Raw genomic sequence first — 23,347 nt, forward strand, 5'->3', positions numbered from 1 at the left:
GTTATGCGGGGTAATTGTGTGTAATCGCTGACTGGCGACGCTGCCAGTGCGTGGACGCCCATTGCCCTGGCGCTGATTCACCTAGACCAGACCAAGAGGATTACAACGTGAAGAAGTATCTTGCCCTGACTGCCATCGCCGCCGTGGCGCTGACCGGCTGCGTGACCACCGACATGCGCATGGGTTCGCCGGAAGCCAAGACCGTGGCCACTGGCGCCGCGGGCGGTGCCAGCGCCGAGAACGCCAACACCGAGCTGGAGCGCTGCGACTCCTCGCTGGGCACCATCTCCCTGGTCGAGAACCAGACCGCCGGCTGGTACACCATCCTCACCCAGCAGTACCGCCTGCCGCCCACCTCGCAGCTGCTGCGCCTGATGATCCAGCAGTCCAACTGCTTCATCGTCGTGGAACGCGGCGCGGCCGGCATGGGCGCCATGGCGCGTGAACGCGCGCTGATGGACTCGGGCGAAATGCGCGGCGGCAGCAACCTGGGCAAGGGCCAGATGGTGGCCTCCGACTACGGCCTGTCCCCCGAAGTGATCTTCAACCAGAGCGATGCCGGCGGCATGGGCGGCGCCATCGGCGGCCGCGCAGGCGGCATCTTCGGCGCGCTGGCTGCAGCCACCAAGACCCGCGAGGCCTCGGTCATGCTGGCCCTGGTGGACAACCGTTCGGGCGTGCAGGTGTCGGCTTCCGAAGGCTCGTCTTCCAAGACCGACTGGGGCGGCATGGGCGCGCTGTTCGGCGGCTCCGCCGGCGCCTCGCTGGGCGGCTACACGCGCACGGCCGAAGGCAAGGTGATCGCCGCCGCCTTCATGGACGCCTACAACCAGATGGTGCGCGCGCTGCGCAACTACAAGGCGCAGACCGTCAAGGGCCAGGGCCTGGGCGGCGGTGGACGCCTGGGCGTGGACGGCGGTGCCGCACCGTCGCAGACATCGGCTCCGGGCGCCAATGCCGCCGGCATGTCGCTGCGCGCCGCGCAGCAAAAGCTCAATGCCCTGGGCTACACCGCAGGCACGCCTGACGGCGCCATGGGCAAGAACACCCAGAACGCCCTGCGCGAATTCCAGCGCGACCAGAGCCTGCCGCAGACCGGCCGCCTCGACCGTGCCACCTCGCAAGCACTGCAACAGCAATAAGCGGCTCCCGGCCGGAGGGCGCGCATGATGCGGCGCCTTCCCTGGCCGGCCCCGGCCCTTCTTGCCTGGGCAGGCGCCTGGCTTGTGTACGCCGCGCTGCAATCGACCCTAGGGCCGCTGGCCGCCTGGCTGGCGGCCTGTTTTTTGGGCGTGCTCGCCAGCCTGCTGGCCACGCCCTGGTGGCGGCGCCTGGCCGTGGCGGCTGGCTTTCCGCTGTCCTGCCTGATGCTGTGGGGGCCGGGCGGCCTGGCCGCCATCAGCCCCTGGCTGTGGCTGGCGGCGCTGGGCCTGCTCGCCCTGGTCTACCCGCTCAACGCCTGGCGCGATGCGCCGCTGTTTCCCACGCCCGCCGATGCGCTGCAAGGCCTGGCCGATGCCGCGCCGCTGCCGGACGGCGCGGCCGTGCTCGATGCCGGCTGCGGCCTGGGCGACGGCCTGCGCGCGCTGCGCGGGCAGTACCCGCAGGCGCGGCTCAACGGCATGGAGTGGAGCTGGCCGCTGCGCTGGCTTTGCGCGCTGCGCTGCCCCTGGGCCCGCGTGCGCCGCGCCGATATCTGGCTGGCCGACTGGAGCGGCTATCAGATGGTCTACCTGTTCCAGCGCCCTGAAAGCATGGGCCGTGCAGCCGTCAAGGCCGCCACGGAACTGCCTGAGGGCGCCTGGCTGGTCAGCCTGGACTTTGCGCTGCCCGGCGTGGAGCCCTCCTGGCAGCGCCAGGGACCGGGCCGGCACAGCCTCTGGGTCTACCGCATGCCGCTGGGCGGTGCCGGCGAGGCCGTGGTGCATGTTCCCGAGCCCAAGGAAACGCCTTACGAAAAGGCCCTGCGGGAGCTGCAGGAACGCCGGTGACGGATGTGCGTGGCGCCTACTTCTTCGCGCTGGCCTTGCTCACGTAGAGCGACAGCGCGGCGATCTCGGCCTCGCTGAGCGTGGCCTTGAATGAGGGCATGGCGCCTATGCCGTCGCGCAGGGCACGGGCCACGCGCGCGGCATCGGGCTGCAGCTCGTCGAGCACGGGGCCGATGGCGCCCTCGGCACCCGCGTCCTTGAGCGTGTGGCACAGCGCGCAGGCGGGCGTGGCCGTGGCGAACAGCTTCTTGCCCAGGGCCATCTGGGCCGCTTCATCGGCAAAGGCGGGGGCGCACAGCAGGGCGCTGCCGAGCAAAGTGCTGCCCAGCAGGGCGGTGTGGATCAGGTGTTTCATCGTGAACATGGCAATGGGGGTACGGGCCCGCCACGGTCTGGCGCCGTGTGCGGGAGGTGACGGGAGTGAAGAGAAGGGAGGCGGGATGAGCGCGCGGGCCGTGTTCAGGCCACGGTGACGGTCACGGCGTGGTCGGCCCAGCTGGTGTTGTTGTAGCCACTCTGGTTTTCACCGCGCGTCTCGGGCTGGACCCGGCCGCGCGCGTCGGTGGCGCGGCTGGCCAGCACATGCGTGCCCTTGGGCAGGCGCGCCTGCAGCACGAACTGGCGCCAGGCGTACTTGCCCAGGTCGGGGCCAACCAGGCGCGCGGCCTGCCAGCTCTTGCCGCCGTCCGTGGACACCTCCACGCCCTTGACGGCGTCCATGCCGCCAAAGGCCACGCCGTGGATCTGCACCAGGCCGGCGGCCTGCCCGCCGTCCTCGGGCAGGGGCGAGTTGATCCAGGACTTGACGCTCATCTCCTGCACCGAGGGCTGGCTCGGGTCACTCTTGCTGCCGGGCGGCGAGATGCGGTAGCCGTGGGACATGATGTGGGCCTCGCTCTCGCGCGGCGTGAAGGCCAGCTGCTTGATGTACTTGATGTTGTTCACGCCGGTGTAGCCGGGCACGATCAGGCGCAGCGGCCCGCCATGGGCCAGCGGGATGGGCTCGCCGTTCATCTCCCAGGCCAGCAGCGCGTCTTCCATGGCCGACAGCGGCACCGAGCGCTCGACGATGACGCTCTTGGGGTCCAGCCCTGCAGGCAGCACCTCGCCGCCCGTGCCGGTCATGTAGAGGCCGCCGTCGGCCACGCCGCCCAGGGCCTTGACCACCTCGCGCACGGGCACGCCGCTCCAGACCACGCAGCCGGCCGCACCCACGGTCCAGGCCGTGCCGCTGGGCTTGCTGGGAAAGAAGGCGCGGCCATTGCCCGAGCACTGCAGCACCATGGCCACGGTCTCCAGGCCCAGGGACTTGAGCTCGCGCACGCTGAGGCTGCGGGGCTGGCGCACGCCCTCCACCTGCAGCTGCCAGGCATCGCGGTCGGCCACGATGGATTCGGGCGGCGTGGGCAGGTTGTTGCGCACATAGAGCTGGTCGCTGGGCGTGATCACGCTGGTGCCGAAGGCGCCGCGCCGCGTCTCTATGGTGGTGGAGCTGTGGACGATGAGGGCATCGGCCTTCTTCCAGCCCGCGTAGCCGGGCAGGGGCTTGGCCGCTGGTGCTGCCGCAGCTGCGGGTGCCTGGGCTTGGGCTTGGGCTTGGGCCAGTGCGCCCTGGTGCAGGCCGGCCAGGCCTGCGGCGGCCAGTGCGCTGGCGCTGCCGGCCAGCAGGCTGCGGCGCGCGGCGGAAGTGGGCGATGTCGGCAAGTGGTTCATGGTTGTCTCCTCGTGGTGGTTGTCATGGGGCGTGTCATTGCGTCTCATGGGGCATCTCATGGGCAGGGGTGCCCAGGGCCTTGCTGGCCACGGCCAGGGCCTGTTTCTTCTGGGCCACCAGCACCAGCGGCCGGCCTTCGCGCGAGCGAACGACCTGCCAGTGCATGTTGGCCCACCAGCCCTGGCCATCGGCCAGGCGCTGGGGCTGGTCGAAGGCCAGCACGGTGACGATGCCGCCCTTCTCGAAGAAGGTGGTCAGGTGGTAGGCGCGCGTGCCGTCGATATCGCAGGGCCGCATCAGCTGGGTGTAGCCGGGCAGCTTCTCGCCGGCCGGCAGGTCCATGCGGCGCGCCACCTCGGCCTCGGGCATGAAGCTGCCGCGCAGCGTGCGCTCGTAGTACTCATGCTCGATGGCGGCGCGCACCAGCTCGGGCGGGCGCATGGCGAACACGGCGGTGGCGGCCGAGCTGCCCACCAGCAGCGCGGCGATCAGCCGGCGCACGCCGCTGCGCGCATGCCAGGGCGTGTGGCGCAGCAGATGGGCGGGCGGCTCGCCGTGCGGCCCGGGGTCGAAGGCCAGGGCCAGTTCGGCGCGTGCGCGCAGGTCGAAGGCCGATTCGTCGGTCGTGTCCGGGGCAGTCATTTCAAGCCTTGCTATCGGGTGGCGCGCAGCGGGGTGGGGCGCAGCGGGATCACGCTGGCAGTCTCTGGGGCAGGCGCCGGGGCGGCCTGCTCCAGCGCCGCCTTCAGCGCATCGCGGGCGCGTGACAGGCGCGACAGAACCGTGCCCGGCGCAATGTCCAGGGCCTCGGCCATCTGGGCCGTGGGCATGTCGTCGAAGTAATAGAGCACCAGCACCTCGCGGTGGATGGGGGCGATGCGCGACAGCGCCTTGACCACGTCGAGCCGGTCGTCCAGCGCCGAAGGCGAGGGAGTGGGGGCGGGATGCTGGTCCAGCGCCTCGTCATCGCTGACCAGATGGGCCGATGGCGCAAGGTGCCGGAAGGCATGGCGGCGCATGATCTGGAACAGCCAGGCCCGCGCCATCGCGGCCTCGCGCAGCTGGTGGCGAAAGCGCCAGGCGCTGGTGAAGCAGTCCTGCACCACGTCCTCGGCCAGCGCGCGCGAGCCGGTCAGCGCCCAGGCGCTGCGCAGCAGGAATCGGTAGTGCTCGCGCACCCACTGGTTGTAGCGCGACTCGGCGGTGGAGATCATGCGGCATAAGAGCACGCAGGGCGCCGCCCTATTCCATGGGCTGGCCTTAGGCAAACCCTATATCGGATCAGCTATCGCGAAGAGGCGATGGTTCCCTGTCATTCCCTGATCGGCCGCGATACAGCGCCTGTTCCGACCCTGTGGGCAGCGGAGCCGGCCTGCTGCCCGAAGAACCGTGCCGGAGGCATGCCCACCGTGCGGTGCACCATGGCGCTGAAGGCGCTGGGGCTGTAGCCCAGCTCGGCGGCGATCTGCTGTATGGGCAGGCCGCGCGCGGCCAGGCTCAGGCCATGGGCCAGCACGACTTGCTGGCGCCAGGTGGTGAAGCTGCAGCCCAGCTGCTGCTGGAACAGCCGGGCCACGGTGCGCGGGCTGGCGCCGGTGTCTGCCGCCCAGTCGGCCAGGCTCTCGTGCTGGGTGGGGTCGGCCACGACGGCCTCGCAGAGCATGCGCAGCCGCTTGTCCTGGGGCATGTTCACGCCAAGGTGGACTTCGCTGGCCCGGCGAAGCTCTTCCAGCAGCAGGGCGCTCAGATGGTGCTCGCGCTGCAGGGTGGCGGCGTCCGGGGCGGGCTGGTCATCGCTTTGCTTGGGCAGGGCCGTGATCAGCTCGCGCATCAGCGGCGAAACCTCCAGCACGCGGCAGCGTGCCCAGTCCTGCGGGTTGCAGGCCACGCCGCAGGACGGGAGGTCCGGCAGTACGGGGCCCTGGGCCGGATCGTCCTGCAGCACGTAGATGGAGACGAGATCGGCTTCCTCGACCATGGCCACGGCGTGGACCAGGCCGGGCGGAATCCACACGGCCTTGGACGGCGGTGCGATCAGCGTGCCCTGGGGGGCCGACAGGTGCAGCACGCCGTCCAGCGAGATGGCGATCTGTGCCCAGCTGTGGCTGTGCGGTATGACGCGCGTGCGTGCCGACAGGCGATGCTGCTTGGCGCGCACGGGGCGCTGGGGCGTGGGCACGAACAGGTGCGGATGCAGGGCCTCCACCGGCTCCATCGGTCGGGCCCTGCGCACCGACCGCAGTGCGGCTGCGGGGCAGGTGCTGGGCAGGGTGTCGGCAAGAGTGTCGGCAGGGGTGTGGGCAGGGGTGCCGGGCGTGGAGACAGGCTTTGGCATGTTTGCGATAGAAGTTGGCAGACTATCGCATACAAGACGAAACGCTGCTGCCTAAGATGCGGCCCATGACCGCCTCTTCCTCTTCCATGCCGGACGCCGTGGCGCCGGACCCGCTGCGCAGCGATGTGCGCACCATCGGCCTGATCGGCCTGGCGCATGGTTCCTCGCATTTCTTCCACCTGCTGCTGCCGCCGCTGTTCCCGTGGCTGATCGCCGAGTTCGGCTACAGCTATGCCGAGCTCAGCGTGATGGTGTCGCTGTTCTTCGTGGTCTCCGGCGTGGGACAGGCCATGGCCGGCTTTGCCGTGGACCGCTTCGGCGCGCGCCCCATTCTGTTTGCGGCGCTGGGCAGCTTCACCGTGGCGGGCGTGGTCGCCAGCCTGGCACAGGGCTATGGAATGCTGCTGCTGGCGGCCTTCTTCGCGGGCCTGGGCAATGCGCCCTTCCACCCGGTGGACTTCACCATCCTCAACAAGCGCGTGTCGGCCAAGCGCATCGGCCATGCGTTCTCGGTGCACGGCCTGTCGGGCAATATCGGCTGGGCGCTGGCGCCGCTGTTCATGGCGGGCATCACCACGGCCACGGGCTCGTGGCGCCTGGCCTGCCTGTGCGGCGCGGCCCTGGCCGCCGTCATCCTCACCATCATGGTGCTCAACCGCGAGGCGCTGGACGACCGTGCGGCCGATGCCCAGGCCCCCGCGGCGCGCGCCGCTGCGGCCGCCGTGCCGCAGGAGCATCCCATGGCCTTCCTGAAGCTGCCCTCGGTCTGGCTGTGCTTCTCGTTCTTCTTCTGGAGCACCTGCGCGCTCAGCGCCATCCAGAGCTTTGCCAGCCCCGCCATGCAGTCCATGTACGGACTGCCGCTGAGCGTGACGGCGCTGATCGTCACGGGCTACATGCTGTGCGGCGCGGCAGGCATGCTGGCCGGTGGCTTCCTCGTGGGCCGCGTGCAGCGGCTGGAGAAGGTGATCTCCATCTGCATGCTGGGCTCGGGTGTTGCGCTGTTCCTGGTCGGCACGGGCTGGCTGCCGGCCATGGCGGCCGTGGCCGTGGCCTCCATCGCGGGCCTGGGCACGGGCCTGGCCGGCCCCTCGCGCGACATGCTGATCAAGCGCGCCGCGCCCCCCGGCGCCACCGGTCGCGTCTACGGCACGGTGTATTCGGGCCTGGACCTGGGCTTTTGCCTGGCCGCGCCGGTGTTCGGCTACATGCTGGACCACGGCATGAGCCACGGCGTGTTCTACGGATCGGCCATTGCCCTGGTGCTGAGCGTGGTGTCGGCCGTGGTCGTGGGCGATGGCGTGAGCCGGAAAAGCGGCATGGCGCTGAGCGCGGGCTGATACCGGGTCGCACTCCCCACAAGGCCCCGCAGGCCCAAGCTTGCGGGGCCTTTGCTTTGGGCGCAGAGATGGACAAAACAGGCACGCCAATTGCGTGCGCCCTGCGCGGCGCCTGCTATCGTGCAGGCACAACTTTTCAACACAGGAGACCTGTCCATGCGTTCCGCCTTCGCACCGCTTTCCCTCATGTTCCGCAGCGCCCCGCTGGCGCTGGCCCTTGCCATGGCCGGCCTGTCCGGCAGTGCCCTGGCTGCGCCCAAGGCCGATATCCAGGCGCTGGCGCAAAAGCACCAGCAGCCCTTGCTGGACACGCTGCGCGAGCTGGTGCACATCGAGTCGGGCAGCAAGGACATGGAGGGCGTGGAGCAGATCGCCAACTACGTGGCCGGCAAGCTGCGCGAGCAGGGCGGCAAGGTCGAGATCCTGCAGCCCACCGACGTCTACCGGCTGGGTGACACGCCCGAGAAGATCGGCCCCATGGTGCATGCCGAGTTCAAGGGCAAGGGCACCAGCCGCATCATGCTGATCGCCCACATGGACACGGTCTACCTGCGCGGCATGCTCAAGGACCAGCCGTTTCGCATCGACGGCGAGCGCGCCTACGGCCTGGGCATTGCCGACGACAAGCAGGGCGTGGCCCTGATCCTGCACACCGTGGCCATGCTGCGCCAGCTGGGCTTCGACAACTACGGCACGCTGACCGTGCTGATGAACAGCGACGAGGAAATCAGCTCGCCCGGCGCGCGCAGCACCATCACGCGCCTGGGCGCCGAGCAGGATGCGGTCTTCTCGTTCGAAGGCGGCGGCACCGACGGCGGCGTGCGCCTGGCCACCAGCGGCATCGGCGCGGCCTACCTCAAGGTCGAGGGCAAGGCCTCGCACGCGGGCGCCAAGCCCGAGGACGGCGTGAACGCGCTGTACGAGCTGTCGCACCAGCTGCTGCAGATGAAGGACCTGTCCAAGCCCGAGACCGGCCTCAAGCTCAACTGGACCGTGGCCAAGGCCGGCACCAACCGCAACGTCATTCCCGCCGAGGCCACGGCCCAGGCCGACGCCCGCGCGCTGCGCGTGGCCGACTTCACGGCGCTGGAGCAGGCCATGCAGGCCAAGGTGGGCCACAAGCTGCTGGACGCCAGCAAGGTGCAGCTCAAGTTCGAAGTGCGCCGCCCGCCGCTGGAGGCCAACGAGGCCTCGCGCAGCCTGGCCAAACAGGCGCAGACCATCTACAGCGATGAGCTGGGCCTGAAGATGAGCGTGATGGAAAAGGCCACGGGCGGCGGCACCGACGCGGCGTTTGCGGCGCTCAAGGCCAAGGGTGCGGTCATCGAGGGCTTTGGCCTGAGCGGCTACGGCGCGCACTCCAATGATGCGGAGTATGTGCAGCTGAACACCATCGTGCCGCGCCTGTACCTGGCCACGCGCATGATCATGGATCTCTCCAAGTAAGGGTCGGCTATCAGGCTGCACTCCTGCGTTAAGCCAAAGCCAGACGGTGGCTTGAGTCGCTTTTTCTGACCCTGCCGGGTGGTTGTTTTTCGAGGCCGGGTTTCGGCCCGGCAGCCGACTGCCCTTTCTTGATTCGCCAAGAAAGGTCAGGTCAAAGAAGGCGACCGGTACGACTCACACTCATAGGTGACACATCAGTACAAGGACATGGGTAACAGATCCAAGCTTGGCAGCTGGAGCCAACAGCAGCCAAGGAGCGATCACCATGCCCTGGAAGGAGTGCGCACCCATGGACGAGAAACTGCTCTTCATAGCCGACCACCTGCGCGGTGGTGCGCCGCTGAGCGAGCTGTGCAGGCGCTACGGCATCAGCCGCAAGACGGCCTACAAGTGGGTTGAGCGTTACCGCCAACTGGGCATGGATGGATTGCAAGAACGCAGTCGCAGGCCCCACGGGAACAATCAGGCGATCAGCTATGCACAGCGCCGGGCCATCATTGAGCTGCGCACGCAGCAAAGGTCACAGATGGGGCCCAAGAAGCTGCACGCCTTGCTCCTGCAGCGTTGGGGCCCACAGGAGACACCCAGCAAAACCACCATCTACAACGTACTGAAGGCAGAGGGGCTTGTTTGCAGCAGGCGTGTACGCAGACGCTCGGTGCCTACGGCCCAGCCCTTGCGAACGAGCAAGCAGCCCAATGGGGTGTGGAGTGCAGACTACAAAGGCCAGTTCAAGACAGCCGATGGTCACTGGTGCTATCCATTGACCATCATGGACCACGCCAGCCGCTATTTGCTGGCCGTGCATGTCTACGACAGCCCCAACTACGAGGATGCCAAACGCAGCTTCGAACAGGTGTTTCGGCAATACGGACTGCCCGAGCGCATACGCAGTGACAACGGTCCGCCGTTCGCCACTACTGGCGTGGCGGGCCTGTCACGCCTGGCGATATGGTGGATAAGGCTGGGCATCAGGCCGGAGCGCATCGAGAGGGGCAAGCCACAGCAAAACGGTCGCCACGAGCGGATGCACCGCACGCTCAAGCATGCCCTGGGCAAAGAGCCTGCGGCGGACAAAGCGGCATTGCAGATGCAGCTCGATGCCTTTGTGGAGCACTACAACCAGCATCGCCCGCATGAGGCCTTGCAGCAAAGCATGCCGGCCCAGCACTACAGCGACTCGGCCAGGCCATATCCCTCAAAGCTACCCGAGCTGCAGTACCCGAAGCATTGGGAACGAGTTCGGGTCAGCCACAACGGCTTGATTTACTGGCGAGCGCTGCGGGTCTACATAGGCTACCTGCTGGCGGGGCAGTGGATCGGGATGCAGGAGGTGGCCGCTGGCCAGTGGGATGTGTATCTGGGGCCGGTGCGACTGGGCTGCTTCAACGAAGAGGATGTGCGAGGACCCCAGAAGGACTATGTGAGCTTGAAGTGTTACCCATGTCTGTGAGCTGAGTTGTTACCCATGTCCTTGACACGTACAACCCGGATGTCCGCGACCCCTGCGCTTCGCTACGGGGCAACCTGCGTCGTGGCGGTTGCGGGGTTCGCTGCGGAACTCGCTGCGTTCACTGCGTGAACTCCGCTCAGACAACCGCAGCGAGTCAGATCACGAAGCAGTCCTGTCCTTCGGCAGGACTGCAACCCCGCAACCGCCACGACGCAGGCGCGGCCATACGGGAGTGAACAGCGGGCGCCCAGCATTTGCGGACGCAAAAAAGGGCATGCCTTGCGGCATGCCCTGAAGGCGCATCGTGGGGCGCTCTGTGTTCTTTACTGCGAAGAGATGTTCTTGTCCTTGGCGATCTTGCTCCAGCGCGTGAAGTCGGCATTCAGGCGTGCCTTCATGGCCGCGCCGTCCTGGTAGGTGGCGATGGCGCCTGCGGCCAGCATCTTCTTTTGCAGCTCGGGCTCGGCCAGGATGAGCTTGAGTTCCTGGTTCAGGCGCTGGACCACGGCGGGCGGCGTGTTCAGCGGGGCGATCAGGCCGCCCCAGGTGTCGGCGTCGAAGCCGGGGAAGCCCTGCTCGGCCACCGACTTCACGTTCGGCAGCAGCTGCTTGGCCTTTTGCGAGCTGACGGCAATGGCGCGCAGCTTGCCGGCCTGGATGTGGGGCAGGGCCGCGACCACGTCGGCGAACATCACGGCGATCTGGCCGCCGATCAGGTCGGTCACGGCCGGCGCGCTGCCGCGGTAGGGCACGTGCTGCATGTCGAAGCCGCCCAGGTCCTTGAGCTGCTCCATGGACAGGTGGCCGAAGCTGCCCGTGCCCGAGCTGGTGTAGTTCAGCGCGGGCTTGGCCTTCTTGGCGTGCTCGATCAGCTGCTGCAGGTTGGTCACGTCCGGCAGCTCGCGCGGGTTGATGACGATGGCCATGGGCAGGTCATAGACCGTGGCCACGGGCAGGAAGTCCTTGCGCACGTCGTACAGGTTGTTGTTGAACAGCATGGGCGCCAGCAGCGCGGGCATGCCGAACATGGACAGCGAGTAGCCGTCGGGCTGCGACTTGATGAAGGCCGCCGTGCCCACCGAGCCCGAGGCGCCGGGGCGGTTGTCGATGACGATGGTCTGGCCCAGGCGCTCGGTCAGGCGCTGCGCGACGATGCGCGCGGCCGTGTCGGTGGGGCCGCCGGGCGGGAAGGCCACGGTCAGCTTGATCAGCTTGTCGGGCCACTGGCTCTGGGCCCGTGCGGCGGGGGCCAGCGTGGCGATGGCGGTGGCGCAGGCGGCGGAAAGGATCTGGCGGCGCGAGGCCTGGAAGGGGGTGGAAGTCATATGTCTCCTCAAGCGGGAAGGGGTGGAAATGAGAGCCGTGGAGCGGTCTGGGTGGGAACGTCTGCGCGCTCTCAGATGATGTTTTTGGCGCGCAGCGCGGCGCGGGCCTGTTCGTCCAGGCCCAGGCGCTGCTGCAGCACCTCGTCGGTGTGTTCGCCCTGGTGCGGCGGCGGGCGGCGCACGGGCAGGCGCTGGCCGTCCAGCGCATAGGGCGGGGCCAGCACGGACTGGCTGCCGGCCTCGCTGTCCTCGAAGCGGTGCAGCAGGCCGGCGTCGGCCGTGCGCTGCGAGTTCAGGGCCTCGAACAGGCCCAGCACCTCGCCGCAGGGAATCTGCGCGGCCGTCAGGCATTCGAGCAGTTGGGCGCGCGTGAAGCGCAGCAGCTCGGCCTGCACCAGCGGCATCAGCAGATCGCGGTTTGCCGAGCGTGCGGTATTGGTGGCAAAGCGCTCGTCGGCGGCCCACTCGGGCTTGGCGATGACGTCGGTGCAAAAGCGCTGGAACTGGCCGTTGTTGCCCACGGTGATGACCAGCGGGCCGTCGGCCGCCTCGAACACGCCGTAGGGCACGATGGACGGATGGGCGTTGCCGAACTTGGGCGGGTCGCCGGCCTTGAGCAAGGCCTCCATGCCGTAGTAGCTGGTGATCATCAGGCCGCAGTCGTACAGGGCCATCTGCACATGGCGGCCGCGCCCGCTGCGCTCGCGCTCGTAGAGCGCGGCCAGGATGGCCTGGGCCGAGTACATGCCCGTGAACATGTCCACGGCGGCCACGCCGAACTTCAGCGGGCCCTGGCCCTGCTCGCCGTTCATGGCCATGATGCCGGACTCGCCCTGCACCACCAGGTCGTAGCCGGGCCGCGTGGCCTCGGGGCCGCTGCGCGAGTAGCCCGAGATGGAGCAGTACACCAGGCGCGGGTTCAGCTGCGACAGCTGCTCGTAGCCCAGGCCCAGCTTTTCGGCGCCGCCGACCTTGAAGTTCTGGATGACCACATCGCTGTCGGCCGCCAGCTCGCGTGCGATGCGCAGGCCCTCTTCGGCCTGCAGGTCCAGCGTGACCGAGCGCTTGTTGCGGTTGGCGCTGTTGAAGTAGGAGGTGTTGCGCTGGCCCACGCGCACGCCCCAGTCGCGCGTGTCGTCGCCGCGGCCCGGGTGCTCGACCTTGATGACATCGGCGCCCAGGTCGGCCAGCGCCATGGCACACATGGGGCCGGCCAGCACGCGCGAAAGATCCAGGACGCGCACGCCGTCCAGCGGCAGGGAAGAGGGGAGAGCACTCATGCGAAACCTTGTCGAACCACGAAAACCGCAACGGGCCGGTGATGCCCGGGCAGGCCCGCATTCTTCATTCGTTTATTGACTTTGACAATCGTGCTAAAAAATGGACATTGTGTGTACTGAGGTTTGACAATGGATCTGGGCGGACTGTCCCTGCTGGTGGACATCATCGAAGCCGGCAACCTGAGCCGCGCCGCCGTGCGCCTGGGCATGAGCCGCGCCAACGTCAGCCACCGGCTCAACCAGTTCGAGCGCCAGATCGGCCAGCAGCTGCTGCGCCGCACCACGCGACAGGTCGAGCCCACCGAGCTGGGCCTGCGCCTGTACGCGCATGGACGGGCGATACGCCAGGAGGTCATGGCGGCGGCCGAGTCGGTGGACAGCCTGGGCCAGAGCCTGCAGGGCACCGTGCGGCTGAGCGTGCCCAGCGGCTACGGCCAGCTGCAGATGTCGGGCTGGCTGACGGAGTTCATGCGCATGCACCCGGGCATCACGCTGGAGGTGATCTTCGACAACGACATCGAGGACCTGATGCAGGGCGCCGTGGACTTCGCCGTGCGCGTGATGACCGAGCCGCCTGAAAGCCTGGTGGCCTGCAAGCTCGGCGATGTGCTCTACGAGGCCTGCGCCACGCCGCAGTTCCTGGCTGCGCATGGCCATCCCGACTCGCTGCTGGCGCTCAAGCGCGTGCCGCTGATCACCTCGGCGCTCACGGGCCAGAAGCTGCGCACGGCGGGCATGAACGGCGCCCGGCCCACCGAGCTGCGCATACGCCCGCGCCTGATGTCGCCCAACTTCTACTTCCTGCGAGATGCCGTGCTGCAGGGCCTGGGCGTGGCCGTGGTGCCGCGCTACATGGTGGCGGCCGAACTGGCCAGCGGCGCGCTTGAGCGCCTGCCGCTGCCGCCGGGCAGCCTGGACTTTCTGGCCACGCGCCAGTACCTGCTGTACATGCCGTCCCGCTACCAGACGCGGGCCATCACCACGCTGATCGACTTCCTGCGCGAGAAGGCCGAGGCGGAGGGACTCAGAGGCTGAAGATTTTCCCGGGATTCAGGATGTTCTTCGGGTCCAGCGCCTGCTTGATGGAGCGCATCATCCGCACCGCGCCGTCGCCGGCTTCCTCGCGCAGGAAATCCATCTTGTGGATGCCCACGCCATGCTCGCCCGTGCAGGTGCCGCCCAGCGCAATGGAGCGCGACACCAGCTGGTGGTTGAGCTGCTCGGCGCGCGAGCGCTCGTCCTCGTTGTCCGGGTCGATCAGGTAGCCGAAGTGGAAGTTGCCGTCGCCCACGTGGCCGACGAGGAAGTAGGGAATGCCGCTGTCGTCGGCCTCGCGCACCGAGTCCAGCAGTGCATCGGCCAGGCGGCTGATGGGCACGCAGGCGTCGGTGGTGATGCAGCGGCAGCCGGGGCGGCTGGAGACAGCTGCGAAATAGGCGTTGTGGCGGGCCGTGAACAATCGCGTGCGGTCCTCGGGACGCTCGGCCCATTCGAAGGCGTTGCCACCGAACTCGCCCGCAATGTCCTGCACCATCTCGGCCTGCTCCTTCACGCCCGTGGGCGAGCCGTGGAACTCCATCAGCAGCATGGGCTCCTCGCGCAGCGTGAGCTTGCTGTAGGCATTGACCATGCGCACCGAGTTCACGTCCACCAGCTCCACGCGGGCAATCGGCACGCCCATCTGGATGGTCTGGATCACCGTGCGCACGGCGGCCTCGATGCTGGGGAAGGAGCAGATGGCCGCGCTCACGGCCTCGGGCAGCGGGTACAGGCGCACCGTGATCTCGGTGACCACGCCCAGCGTGCCCTCGCTGCCCACGATCAGGCGCGTGAGGTCGTAGCCCGCGCTGCTTTTCTTGGCGCGCGTGCCGGTGCGCATCAGCTCACCGCTGGCCGTGACCAGTTCCAGCGCCAGCACGTTCTCGCGCATGGTGCCGTAGCGCACGGCATTGGTGCCGCTGGCGCGCGTGGCGGTCATGCCGCCGATGGAGGCATCGGCGCCGGGATCGATGGGAAAGAAGAAGCCCGTGTCCTTGATGGCATCGTTGAGCTGCTTGCGCGTGATGCCGGGCTGCACGGTGACCGTCAGGTCCTCGGTGTTGACCGAGAGAATGCGGTTCATGCGGCTCAGGTCCAGGCTGATGCCGCCCTCGACGGCCAGCAGATGGCCTTCGAGCGAGGAGCCCGCGCCGTAGGGGATGACCGGCACGGCATGCTGGTCGGCCAGCTTCAGCGCGTCCTGCACGTCCTGCGTGCTTTCGGCAAAGACCACGGCCGCGGGCGGGGGCGCCTGGATGGCGCCCTCGTCGCGGCCGTGCTGTTCGCGCACCGCCAAAGCCGTGGAGCACTGGGCGCCGAAACGCTGGGCCAGGGCTTGGAGGAAGGCTTCGGGGATGGGGCGCTGAGCGAAGTCAGGCTGCAGGCGGACGGGGGCGACAGGGGCGTTCATCGGTGTTCTCCAGGGGGAACCGGAAAGAATACCACCGGCCCTGTCGCCCAACCGTGTGGTCAGCCGCCAGGCATCCGGGTGTCAGCGCGGCTGGACAGCCTTGCTGAATTCATCGCGCGACAGCGATCCGTTCTTGTCGGAATCGATCTGGGCGAAATTGCTGCTCACGGCGGGCAGGGCCTCGGCCTCCTTCTTGCTCAGCTTGCCGTCCCGGTTGGTGTCGGCGCGGTCGAATGCGGCTTGCACCTCGTTGGCGGGGGCGCTTGGGCTGGTTGCTGCAGGCCCAGGTGCAGCCCTGACGCCTGTCGCGGGACCATTGCCCGGACCCAATTCCTGCGCCATGGCAGCAACGCTGCCCAGCGAAATGGCCGCGAACAACATCACGCTGCGGATTTCAAAACCGGAGACTTTGCGCAGTTGAGAGGTCATGTGTCGAACTCCTTGTCGAACGTGGAACATGACTGCATTCCACCTGTTGCAGCGCAGCAGGGCCAGCACTTTTGCCGGCTGTTGCCTGCTACAACATTTGCGTGCCGGCTGTAACGCACAATCAGGTGATGGGCCGTCACGGGTCCTGTTTTTCACCCCGCATCGCCAAGGAGAACCCCATGGGCAACCGTTTGACACAGATCGCCACGCGCACCGGAGACGACGGCAGCACGGGCCTGGGCGACAACACGCGCGTCTCCAAGAACAGCGGCCGCCCGCACGCCATGGGCGATGTGGACGAGCTCAATTCCCACATCGGCCTGCTGCTGTGCGAGGCCCTGCCCGACGACGTGCGCGAGCTGCTGGTCGATGTGCAGCACCAGCTGTTCAACCTCGGCGGCGAGCTGTCCATTCCCGGCTATGAACTGCTCAAGGACGACGCCCTGCTGCAGCTCGATGAAGCGCTGGCCCACTACAACGCGCAGCTGCCCCGGCTGCAGGAATTCATCCTGCCGGCCGGCAGCCGCGCAGCGGCCCAGGCCCATGTCTGCCGCACGGTGGCGCGCCGTGCCGAGCGCATGGTGGTGGCGCTGGAGCAGGGCGAGGCCATGCGGCCCGCGCCGCGCCAATACCTGAACCGCCTGTCCGACCTGCTGTTCGTGCTGGCACGCGTGCTCAACCGCATGGATGGCGGCGACGACGTGTACTGGAAAAGCGAGCGGCTGGCGCGCGCGCAGTCCGCTCAAGAGTGACCGTGCTGAGGACGGCCCATGCGCCTGCGCCACATCGAGGTCTTCAATGCCGTCATGCAGACCGGCAGCGTCAGCGCTGCCGCACGGCTGATCAACATCACCCAGCCGGCCGTCAGCCGCACCCTGCAGCACGCGGAGCTGCAGCTGGGCTTTGCGCTGTTCCAGCGCGCACGCGGCCGGCTCACACCCACCAATGAGGCGCTGGCGCTGTTCCCCCACATCGAGAAGCTGTTCGAGCAGCTCGACGAGGTCCAGCGCCTGGCCGACAACCTGCGCCATGGCCAGGCCGCGGACCGGCTCACCGTGCTCACCGTCTTCGCGCTCAGCCGCGAGGTGCTGCCGCGCGCCGTGGCCGGCTTTCGGCGCCGCCACCCGCAGGTGCAGGTCCATGTGCAGGCGCTGCACACGCCCCAGGTGGTCTCGGCCCTGCTGCTGCAGGAGGCCGACGTGGGCTTCGTCATCAGCTCCGTGGGCCAGCCCGCGCTGGAGCATGAGCTGCTGGCCGAGGTGGACATGTTCTGCGTGCTGCCCAAGGGCCTGCTGCCGCCCTCGCGCGTGCGCGAAGAGGGCATGGAGCTCAAGGACCTGGCCGAGCTGCCCGTGGTCGCGCTTGATGCGCGCGACCCGCTGGGCATGCGCCTGGGCCAGGCCTGCCGCGAGCACGGCGTGGGCCTGTCGCCCGTGGTCACCGTGCAGACCTACCACGCAGCCCTGTCCATGGCCGAGTACGGCCTGGGCGCCGCCATCATGGACGGCTGCACCGCCCTGGCCGCCGACCGCCGCAAGGTCCATGTCGTGCCCCTGCTGCCGCGCATCACGGTGGGTGTGAATGCCCTGAGCCTGCCCCAGCGGCCGGGGTCGGTGCTGGCGCGGGCAATGACCGAGGAAATGCGCAAGGCCTTGCGCGAGTTGATGGCTGGTTGAGGCCTGCGGGTTTCAGGCCTGCTCCATCTGCCCCACCAGCCTCTGCGCCGAACCGAACGCCAGCGTCAGCCCCAGCGCGCCGTGCCCTGTCTGCAGCCACAGGTTGCGCGGGCCGCCGCGCTGGCGGCCGGTGAGAGGCAGGCCGGTGGGTGTGGCGGGTCGCATGCCGGTCCAGGGGTGGAGGTCGCCGTCCAGCGGCAGGTCGGCGAAGACCTCCTGCGTGGAGCGGCGCAGGCTGGCGATGCGGCGCGGGTCGGTGCGCGTGTCCCGGCCCACGATCTCCACCATGCCGGCCACGCGCAGGCGTTCGCCGATGCGTGCGAAGACGACCTTGCGTGCGGTGTCGGTGACGCTGACCCGGGGCGCGGCGTGCGGCAGCTGCGCGGCGGCATCGGCGGTGATGCTGTAGCCCTTGAGCGGATAGACGGGAATGCGCAGGCCCAGCTGGCGCGCGTGGACCGCGCTTTCCCAGCCGCTGGCCAGTACGTAGTGGTCGGCGCGCAGCGGCAGCGGGCCTGCGGCGGTGCGCAGGCCGGTGATGGCGTCGCCCTCGCGCTCGAAGCCCTGCAGCTCCACGCCGTAGCGCAGTTCGGCGCCGCGTGCGGTGAGCCGGGCGGCCAGTTGCTCGCACAGCAGGCGGCAGTCGGCGGCGGCCTCGCTGGGCGTGTGCACGGCGCCTGCAATACGTTGCGCGTAGCGGGCGAGCGCGGGTTCGATGCGCGCCACTTCGGCGGCGTTGACGATGCGCTGCGGCGCGCCGCCCAGGCCCGCTTGCAGTGCCACCTGCTGCGCGGCGGCATCCAGCGCCTGCTGGGTGGGGTAGAGCACCAGCTTGCCCGGCGTGTGCAGGTCGCAGGCCAGTGCCTCGTCGGCCTGGAGCGACTCGAAGGCCTGGCGGCTTTCGGCGGCCAGGGCCAGCAGGGCGCGCGTGCCTTCGGCCGAGGCATGGGCATTGCAGGCGCCCAGAAAGCGCAGTCCCCAGGCCCATTGCGCGGGGTCGGCGCGCAGGCGGAAGGCCAGCGGCGAATCCTTTTGCAGCAGCAGGCGGGGGAGCATCTTCCAGATGCCGGGATCGGCCAGCGGCTGCACGTAGGAATAGCTCAGCTGCGCGCCATTGCCGCCGCTGGCGCCCTGGGCGGGGCCCGGTGCGCGGTCCAGCACGGTGATGCGGTGGCCGGCCCGCTGCAGCGCCCAGGCCGTTGCCAGGCCGACGATGCCGGCGCCCACGATGCAGACATGCATTGATCGTTTCTCCATGCAGCCGCACTGTAGGCCGCGCGCGGCAGGCCGGGCCATGGCATTTGGCACACGGGCCATGCACGCAGGTTATGGCCGGGGGCTGCTGCTCAGGGCAGGGCGACAGCCCATAACCGGCGGGCATGGACCGGCCCGATATTGTCATTCCGCAAAGGCCGCCGCCCTTCCTACACTGGCCGCACATCCACCAAAGACGAGGAGACAAGCATGCAACTTCACACCACCGCGCTGTGCGCGGCCCTGGCCCTGGGAGGCCTGGCTGCGGCCCATGCCGACACGCTGGCCAAGGTGCGCGACAGCGGCCGCATCACGCTGGCCTACCGCGAGTCCTCCGTGCCCTTCAGCTACCTGGACAACGGCAAGCCCATCGGCATGACGGTGGAGATGTCCCAGGCCGTGGCCGAGGCCGTGAAGAAAGCGGTGAACCGACCCGATCTCAAGGTGCAGTGGCAGGCCGTGACCTCGCAGAACCGCATGCCGCTGCTGGCCAACGGCACCATCGACCTGGAATGCGGCTCGACCACCAACAACACGGTGCGCGGCAAGGAGGTGGCCTTTGCCATCAACCATTTCTACACGGGCACGCGGCTGCTGGTGAAGAAGAGTTCGGGCATCAAAAACTACGCCGACCTCAAGGACAAGACCGTGGCCATCACCACGGGAACCACCAATCTGCAGGTGCTGCGCAAGGCCAATGCCGACAAGGCCTGGGGCATGAACATCGTCATGGCCAAGGACCATGCGGACGGCTTCCTGCTGGTGGAGAACGACCGCGCCGCGGCCTTCGGCATGGACGACATCCTGCTCTTCGGCCTGATCCCCACGGCCAAGAACCCCGGGGACTTCGAGGTGGTGGCCGACTCGCTGCAGGTCGAGCCCTATGCCTGCATGCTGCGCAAGGACGATGCCCAGTTCAAGCAGCTGGTCGATGGCGTGATCGGCGACATGATGAAGTCGGGCGCGTTCGCCAGGCTCTATGACAAGTGGTTCATGCAGCCCATTGCCCCGAGGAACGTGGCCCTGGGCCTGCCGATGAGCGAGCAATTGCAGAAGAACCTGCAGGACCTCAGCGACAAACCCGCTTTTTGATTTCGGATCGCAGCATGCAGCAGCAGCTTCAGCCCCCGCGCGCGGTGGGTATTCTCGGGGGCATGGGTCCGGCCGCAGGCGCGGATTTCGTGCGCCTGTTCGTGCAGGCCTGCACGGCGCACCTGCAGCAGCAGGGCCTGCCCGTGCATGACCAGGCCTATCCCGAGCACTGGCTGGTGCAGCTGCCCATGCCCGATCGCAGCGCGGCGCTGCGCGCGGACCCGCAGTCGCCCACGGGGCCGGCCCAGCACCTGCTGCAGGGCGTGGGCCGCATGGCGGCGCTGGGCGTGCGCAGCGTGGCCCTGGCCTGCAACACGGCCCATGCCTGGCATGGGCAGCTGCAGGCGCTGTTTCCGCAGCTGCATGTGCTGCACATCGCGCGCCAAGCCGCCCTGCACCTGCAGGCCGGCGGCGCGCAACAGGCCATCGTGCTGGCCACGCAGGGCACCTATGACAGCGGCCTGTACGACGCGGCACTGGCCGAGTGCGGCATCACCGCGCTGCAGCCCGATGCGCAGGGCCGCGCGCGGCTGATGCAGGGCATCTACGACGGCGTCAAGCAGGGCGACATGGACCTGGCTGCGCGCTGCTTCGGCGAGGTGCTGGCGCCGCTGCTGCAGCGCCATGGCGATGTGCCCGTGATCATGGGCTGCACCGAGATCCCGCTGGCCCTGCCGCAGTCGCCGCTGGCGCGCGGCGCCGGGCTGGTGGACCCTGCCTGGATCCTGGCCCAGGCCCTGGCCGGCGATGCGTATGGGCCTGTGGCGGTTCAATAAGTCTCCAGATGCAGCCGGCCTTCGCGCTTGAGGCGCGCGCCGACCTGTTCCCAGTCCAGCCCGGCTTGCTGCGCCACGTCGCGCAGTGCCAGCACCACGCCTTCCTCCATGCTCTTGAGCCCGCAGACGTAGAAGTGCGCGTTGTCGTCGCGCAGCAGGGCCGCCAGGTCGGCCGCACGTTCGCGCAGCAGGTCCTGCACGTAGCGCCGGGGCTGGCCGGCCACGCGCGAGAAGGCCAGGTTGTTGTCGATGAAGTCGCGCGGCAGGCTTTGCAGCGGGCCGAAGTAGGGCAGCTCCTGCGGCGTGCGTGCGCCGAAGAACAGCATGAGCTTGCCGCCCTCGAACCTGCCGCTCTTGCGCAGCCGCCTGCGCCATTCGGTCATGGCGCGCATGGGGGCGCTGCCCGTGCCCGTGCAGATCATCACGATGTGCGAGCGGGGATGGTTGGGCATCAGGAACGACTGGCCGAACGGGCCTATGACCTGGACCCTGTCGCCGATGCGTGCGTCGCACAGGTAGTTGCTGGCCACGCCGCGCACGGGGCGGCCCTGGTGGTCCTGGGTGACGCGTTTCACGGTCAGCGCCAGGTTGTTGTAGCCGGGCCGCTCGCCATTGCGCGCACTGGCCACCGAGTACTGGCGCGCCACATGCGGGCGGCCCTGGGCATCGGTGCCGGGTGCGATGACGGCGATGGACTGGCCTTCGAGCACGGGGAACGGCTGGCTGCCGAAGTCCAGCACGATGTGGTGGGTCTCGCTGTCGAAGCCCGCCTCCGTGCAGTTGAGGTTGCCGACCACGGTGGCCGTGACGGGGCTCCTGGGGCCATGCAGGTTGGTGTACGGATGGGCGGCCGACCAGGGCGGCACGGTGGCGCCGTAGCTGGCGCTGCGCAACACCTGGGTATCGGCCTGGTCATCGGGCCGGGCCGCATCCGCACCGCGCGTGGCGGCCGCCGCGATCACGGCCTGGGCCTGGCTCAGGTCCTCGGCGGCAGGCGCGTCCCCTGTGTCCTGTGCCTGGGCCCGTGCCTGGACCAGCGCCTCAGGCGGCAGCTCCTCGGGCAGCTCGTCCCAGAGCAACTGCTCGGCCACGGGATAGGCGCTTGCCAGCGGCACCTTGCGCCAGTTGTCGATGGCGCCCGTAGGGCAGGGCGAGACGCAGTCCATGCAGCCGTTGCACTGCTCGGCCTGTACCACGTAGTTGCGGTCATCGTGCGTGATGGCGCCCACGGGGCAGGTGGCCTCGCAGGTGTTGCAGCGGATGCAGATCTCCGGGTCGATCAGGTGCTGCGTGAGGATGCCGTGTTCTACCAAGGCGACTGTCATGGGCGACTCCCTGCTGGCGCGGCGCTTCAGTTGAAGCGCACGTATTCGAAATCCACGGGCTGGCGGTTGATGCCCATGACCGGCGGCGCGATCCAGCCCGCGAACTGGCCCGGCTCCACGCAGCGGCCCATGAGCGAGGCGACGAAGGCGCGGTCGGCGTCCGAGGGCAGCCATTCGCCCTCGCGCATGCGCCATTCCTGCTCGCTGACCACGCGGCCGTCGGGGCTCATGCGCACGCCCGCCAGCGCGCCGATCTGGCGGTTGAAGGCCTTGTGCGGCACGGTGAGGCGGAAGTCGATGCCGGCCTTTTCCATGACCTTGTTCCAGCGGCCCACGCCCGCGTTGGAGTCCTTGATGTAGTCGTCGCGCAGCACCTCGTTGAGCGCGTTGAGCATGGGCACTTCCTTTTCCTGCAGCCTGCCGTCCACGACCTCCAGCACCTTGTAGTGCTGGTCGTGCAGCCGGTGGTCGTCCGCGCGCTTGCCTTCCTCGTAGCGGCCCTTGAGGCCGCTGCTGTAGAAGGTGGCGGCATTGCTGGACTGGTCGGCGCCGAACAGATCGATGGTCACGCTGTAGTGGAAGTTCAGGTAGCGCTGCAGCGTGGGCAGGTCGATCACGCCGGCCGCGCGCAGGCGGCCCACGTCGTCGGTGCGCAGCTCGTTCATGACCTGGCAGGTGCGCTGCAGCACGCGCGAGACGCCGGACTCGCCCACGAACATGTGGTGGGCCTCCTCGGTCAGCATGAATTTGGTGGTGCGCGCCAGCGGGTCGAAGGCGCTTTCGGCCAGCGCGGCCAGCTGGAACTTGCCGTCGCGGTCGGTGAAGTAGGTGAACATGAAGAAGGACAGCCAGTCGGGTGTCTTCTCGTTGAAGGCGCCCAGGATGCGCGGGTTGTTCTCGTCGCCGGACTGGCGCTCCAGCAGGGCCTCGGCCTCCTCGCGGCCGTCGCGGCCGAAGTGCTTGTGCAGCAGGTAGACCATGGCCCACAGGTGGCGGCCTTCCTCCACGTTGACCTGGAACAGGTTGCGCAGGTCGTACATGGACGGCGCGGTCAGGCCCAGGTGGCGCTGCTGCTCCACCGAGGCGGGCTCGGTATCGCCCTGGGTGACGATGATGCGGCGCAGGTTGGCGCGGTGCTCGCCGGGCACGTCCTGCCAGGCCTTCTCGCCCGCGTGGTCGCCGAAGTGCACCTTGCGGTCGGCCTCGGCCGGGTTCAGGAAGATGCCCCAGCGGTAGTCGCGCATCTTCACGTGGCCGAACTGGGCCCAGCCCTGGGGGTCCACGCTGATGGCGGTGCGCAGGTAGACGTCGTAGTCGGTGGAGCCTTCGGGGCCCACGTCGCCCCACCAGTTCAGGAAGTTGGGCTGCCAGCTCTCCAGCGCGCGCTGCAGGGTGCGGTCTTCGCCGAGGTTGACGTTGTTGGGGATCTTCTCGCTGTAGTTGATGGCGCTCATGGTGGGGT

General features: G+C 68.6%; 22 protein-coding genes. 10 read left to right on the plus strand and 12 right to left on the minus strand.

From position 1 onward, the window contains the following. The first annotated feature begins 107 nt into the window (after nt 1-107). Entirely contained in the window at nt 108-1,142 is a 1,035-nt protein-coding gene (locus G4D77_RS16550) for a peptidoglycan-binding domain-containing protein (RefSeq protein ID WP_016452287.1), read from the plus strand. A 24-nt stretch (nt 1,143-1,166) separates the two neighbouring features. Next, the gene (locus G4D77_RS16555; RefSeq protein ID WP_154832976.1) at nt 1,167-1,991 is read left to right on the plus strand and encodes a class I SAM-dependent methyltransferase; all 825 of its coding nucleotides are present in this window, start codon (nt 1,167-1,169) and stop codon (nt 1,989-1,991) included. A gap of 16 nt (nt 1,992-2,007) precedes the next feature. Here G4D77_RS16555 and sorU read toward each other — a convergent pair whose 3' ends face one another. The 5 genes from sorU to G4D77_RS16580 all read right to left on the minus strand — a co-directional run bounded on the left by sorU (nt 2,008) and on the right by G4D77_RS16580 (nt 6,040). Further along, entirely contained in the window at nt 2,008-2,355 is a 348-nt protein-coding gene (gene sorU / locus G4D77_RS16560) for a SorU family sulfite dehydrogenase c-type cytochrome subunit (RefSeq protein WP_017405076.1), read from the minus strand. A 95-nt stretch (nt 2,356-2,450) separates the two neighbouring features. Beyond that, nucleotides 2,451-3,704 (minus strand): SorT family sulfite dehydrogenase catalytic subunit, encoded by a 1,254-nt coding sequence (gene sorT / locus G4D77_RS16565; RefSeq protein WP_154836299.1) that lies wholly within the window; start codon nt 3,702-3,704, stop codon nt 2,451-2,453. A 34-nt stretch (nt 3,705-3,738) separates the two neighbouring features. Continuing rightward, nucleotides 3,739-4,347 (minus strand): hypothetical protein, encoded by a 609-nt coding sequence (locus G4D77_RS16570; RefSeq protein ID WP_213757691.1) that lies wholly within the window; start codon nt 4,345-4,347, stop codon nt 3,739-3,741. An 11-nt stretch (nt 4,348-4,358) separates the two neighbouring features. Next, nucleotides 4,359-4,919, minus strand: coding sequence for an RNA polymerase sigma factor (locus G4D77_RS16575; RefSeq protein WP_046985944.1), 561 nt, complete (start codon nt 4,917-4,919; stop codon nt 4,359-4,361). A 98-nt stretch (nt 4,920-5,017) separates the two neighbouring features. After that, entirely contained in the window at nt 5,018-6,040 is a 1,023-nt protein-coding gene (locus G4D77_RS16580; RefSeq protein ID WP_154832978.1) for an AraC family transcriptional regulator, read from the minus strand. A gap of 65 nt (nt 6,041-6,105) precedes the next feature. On the opposite strand from G4D77_RS16580, the gene G4D77_RS16585 reads away from it, so the two are divergent. From G4D77_RS16585 to G4D77_RS16595, 3 genes are all read left to right on the plus strand, one after another. Beyond that, on the plus strand, nt 6,106-7,380 hold the full coding sequence (locus G4D77_RS16585) for an MFS transporter (RefSeq protein ID WP_016452281.1): 1,275 nt from the start codon (nt 6,106-6,108) through the stop codon (nt 7,378-7,380). Between the two features lie 156 nt (nt 7,381-7,536). Continuing rightward, entirely contained in the window at nt 7,537-8,826 is a 1,290-nt protein-coding gene (locus G4D77_RS16590; protein WP_016452280.1) for a M20/M25/M40 family metallo-hydrolase, read from the plus strand. Nucleotides 8,827-9,091: 265 nt separating this feature from the next. Then, entirely contained in the window at nt 9,092-10,279 is a 1,188-nt protein-coding gene (locus G4D77_RS16595; RefSeq protein ID WP_154835021.1) for an IS481 family transposase, read from the plus strand. Between the two features lie 323 nt (nt 10,280-10,602). Here the strand turns inward: G4D77_RS16595 and G4D77_RS16600 are convergent, their stop codons facing one another. Together G4D77_RS16600 and G4D77_RS16605 are read right to left on the minus strand one after the other, a co-directional pair. Then, nucleotides 10,603-11,604, minus strand: a complete 1,002-nt coding sequence (locus G4D77_RS16600; protein ID WP_013799975.1) for a Bug family tripartite tricarboxylate transporter substrate binding protein — start codon at nt 11,602-11,604, stop codon at nt 10,603-10,605. Between the two features lie 71 nt (nt 11,605-11,675). Next, entirely contained in the window at nt 11,676-12,884 is a 1,209-nt protein-coding gene (locus G4D77_RS16605) for a CaiB/BaiF CoA transferase family protein (RefSeq protein WP_154832980.1), read from the minus strand. Nucleotides 12,885-13,013: 129 nt separating this feature from the next. Here G4D77_RS16605 and G4D77_RS16610 point away from each other — a divergent pair, with 129 nt between their 5' ends. Further along, entirely contained in the window at nt 13,014-13,919 is a 906-nt protein-coding gene (locus G4D77_RS16610; RefSeq protein ID WP_154832982.1) for a LysR family transcriptional regulator, read from the plus strand. On the opposite strand, the gene G4D77_RS16615 is transcribed toward G4D77_RS16610, so the two are convergent. Then, nucleotides 13,909-15,333 (minus strand): FAD-binding oxidoreductase, encoded by a 1,425-nt coding sequence (locus G4D77_RS16615; protein WP_154832984.1) that lies wholly within the window; start codon nt 15,331-15,333, stop codon nt 13,909-13,911. The two genes, G4D77_RS16610 and G4D77_RS16615, sit on opposite strands and share 11 nt — an antisense overlap. A gap of 81 nt (nt 15,334-15,414) precedes the next feature. Continuing rightward, the gene (locus G4D77_RS16620) at nt 15,415-15,831 is read right to left on the minus strand and encodes an EF-hand domain-containing protein (RefSeq protein ID WP_414734504.1); all 417 of its coding nucleotides are present in this window, start codon (nt 15,829-15,831) and stop codon (nt 15,415-15,417) included. A 110-nt stretch (nt 15,832-15,941) separates the two neighbouring features. Between G4D77_RS16620 and G4D77_RS16625 the strand changes: the two genes are divergently transcribed. Both G4D77_RS16625 and G4D77_RS16630 read left to right on the plus strand, forming a co-directional pair. After that, entirely contained in the window at nt 15,942-16,514 is a 573-nt protein-coding gene (locus G4D77_RS16625) for a cob(I)yrinic acid a,c-diamide adenosyltransferase (protein ID WP_017405705.1), read from the plus strand. Between the two features lie 18 nt (nt 16,515-16,532). Further along, nucleotides 16,533-17,438, plus strand: coding sequence for a LysR substrate-binding domain-containing protein (locus G4D77_RS16630; protein WP_154832986.1), 906 nt, complete (start codon nt 16,533-16,535; stop codon nt 17,436-17,438). A 12-nt stretch (nt 17,439-17,450) separates the two neighbouring features. Here G4D77_RS16630 and G4D77_RS16635 read toward each other — a convergent pair whose 3' ends face one another. Then, on the minus strand, nt 17,451-18,680 hold the full coding sequence (locus G4D77_RS16635) for a D-amino acid dehydrogenase (RefSeq protein WP_154836301.1): 1,230 nt from the start codon (nt 18,678-18,680) through the stop codon (nt 17,451-17,453). Between the two features lie 222 nt (nt 18,681-18,902). On the opposite strand from G4D77_RS16635, the gene G4D77_RS16640 reads away from it, so the two are divergent. After that, the gene (locus G4D77_RS16640; protein ID WP_016447309.1) at nt 18,903-19,784 is read left to right on the plus strand and encodes an amino acid ABC transporter substrate-binding protein; all 882 of its coding nucleotides are present in this window, start codon (nt 18,903-18,905) and stop codon (nt 19,782-19,784) included. 14 nt (nt 19,785-19,798) lie between these two features. Beyond that, a complete protein-coding gene (locus tag G4D77_RS16645) occupies nt 19,799-20,560 on the plus strand; it encodes an aspartate/glutamate racemase family protein (RefSeq protein WP_154832988.1) in 762 nt (253 codons plus the stop codon). On the opposite strand, the gene boxA is transcribed toward G4D77_RS16645, so the two are convergent. Together boxA and boxB are read right to left on the minus strand one after the other, a co-directional pair. Further along, entirely contained in the window at nt 20,554-21,885 is a 1,332-nt protein-coding gene (gene boxA / locus G4D77_RS16650; RefSeq protein ID WP_213757692.1) for a benzoyl-CoA 2,3-epoxidase subunit BoxA, read from the minus strand. The genes G4D77_RS16645 and boxA overlap by 7 nt on opposite strands. Nucleotides 21,886-21,911: 26 nt before the next feature. Then, nucleotides 21,912-23,339 carry a benzoyl-CoA 2,3-epoxidase subunit BoxB gene (gene boxB / locus G4D77_RS16655; protein ID WP_047475127.1) on the minus strand — a complete coding sequence of 476 codons (1,428 nt, stop codon included), beginning with the start codon at nt 23,337-23,339 and terminating at the stop codon, nt 21,912-21,914. Nucleotides 23,340-23,347: the final 8 nt, after the last annotated feature.

It is taken from the genome of Delftia sp. WY8, assembly GCF_018437695.1.
GTDB lineage: Bacteria > Pseudomonadota > Gammaproteobacteria > Burkholderiales > Burkholderiaceae_C > Comamonas > Comamonas tsuruhatensis.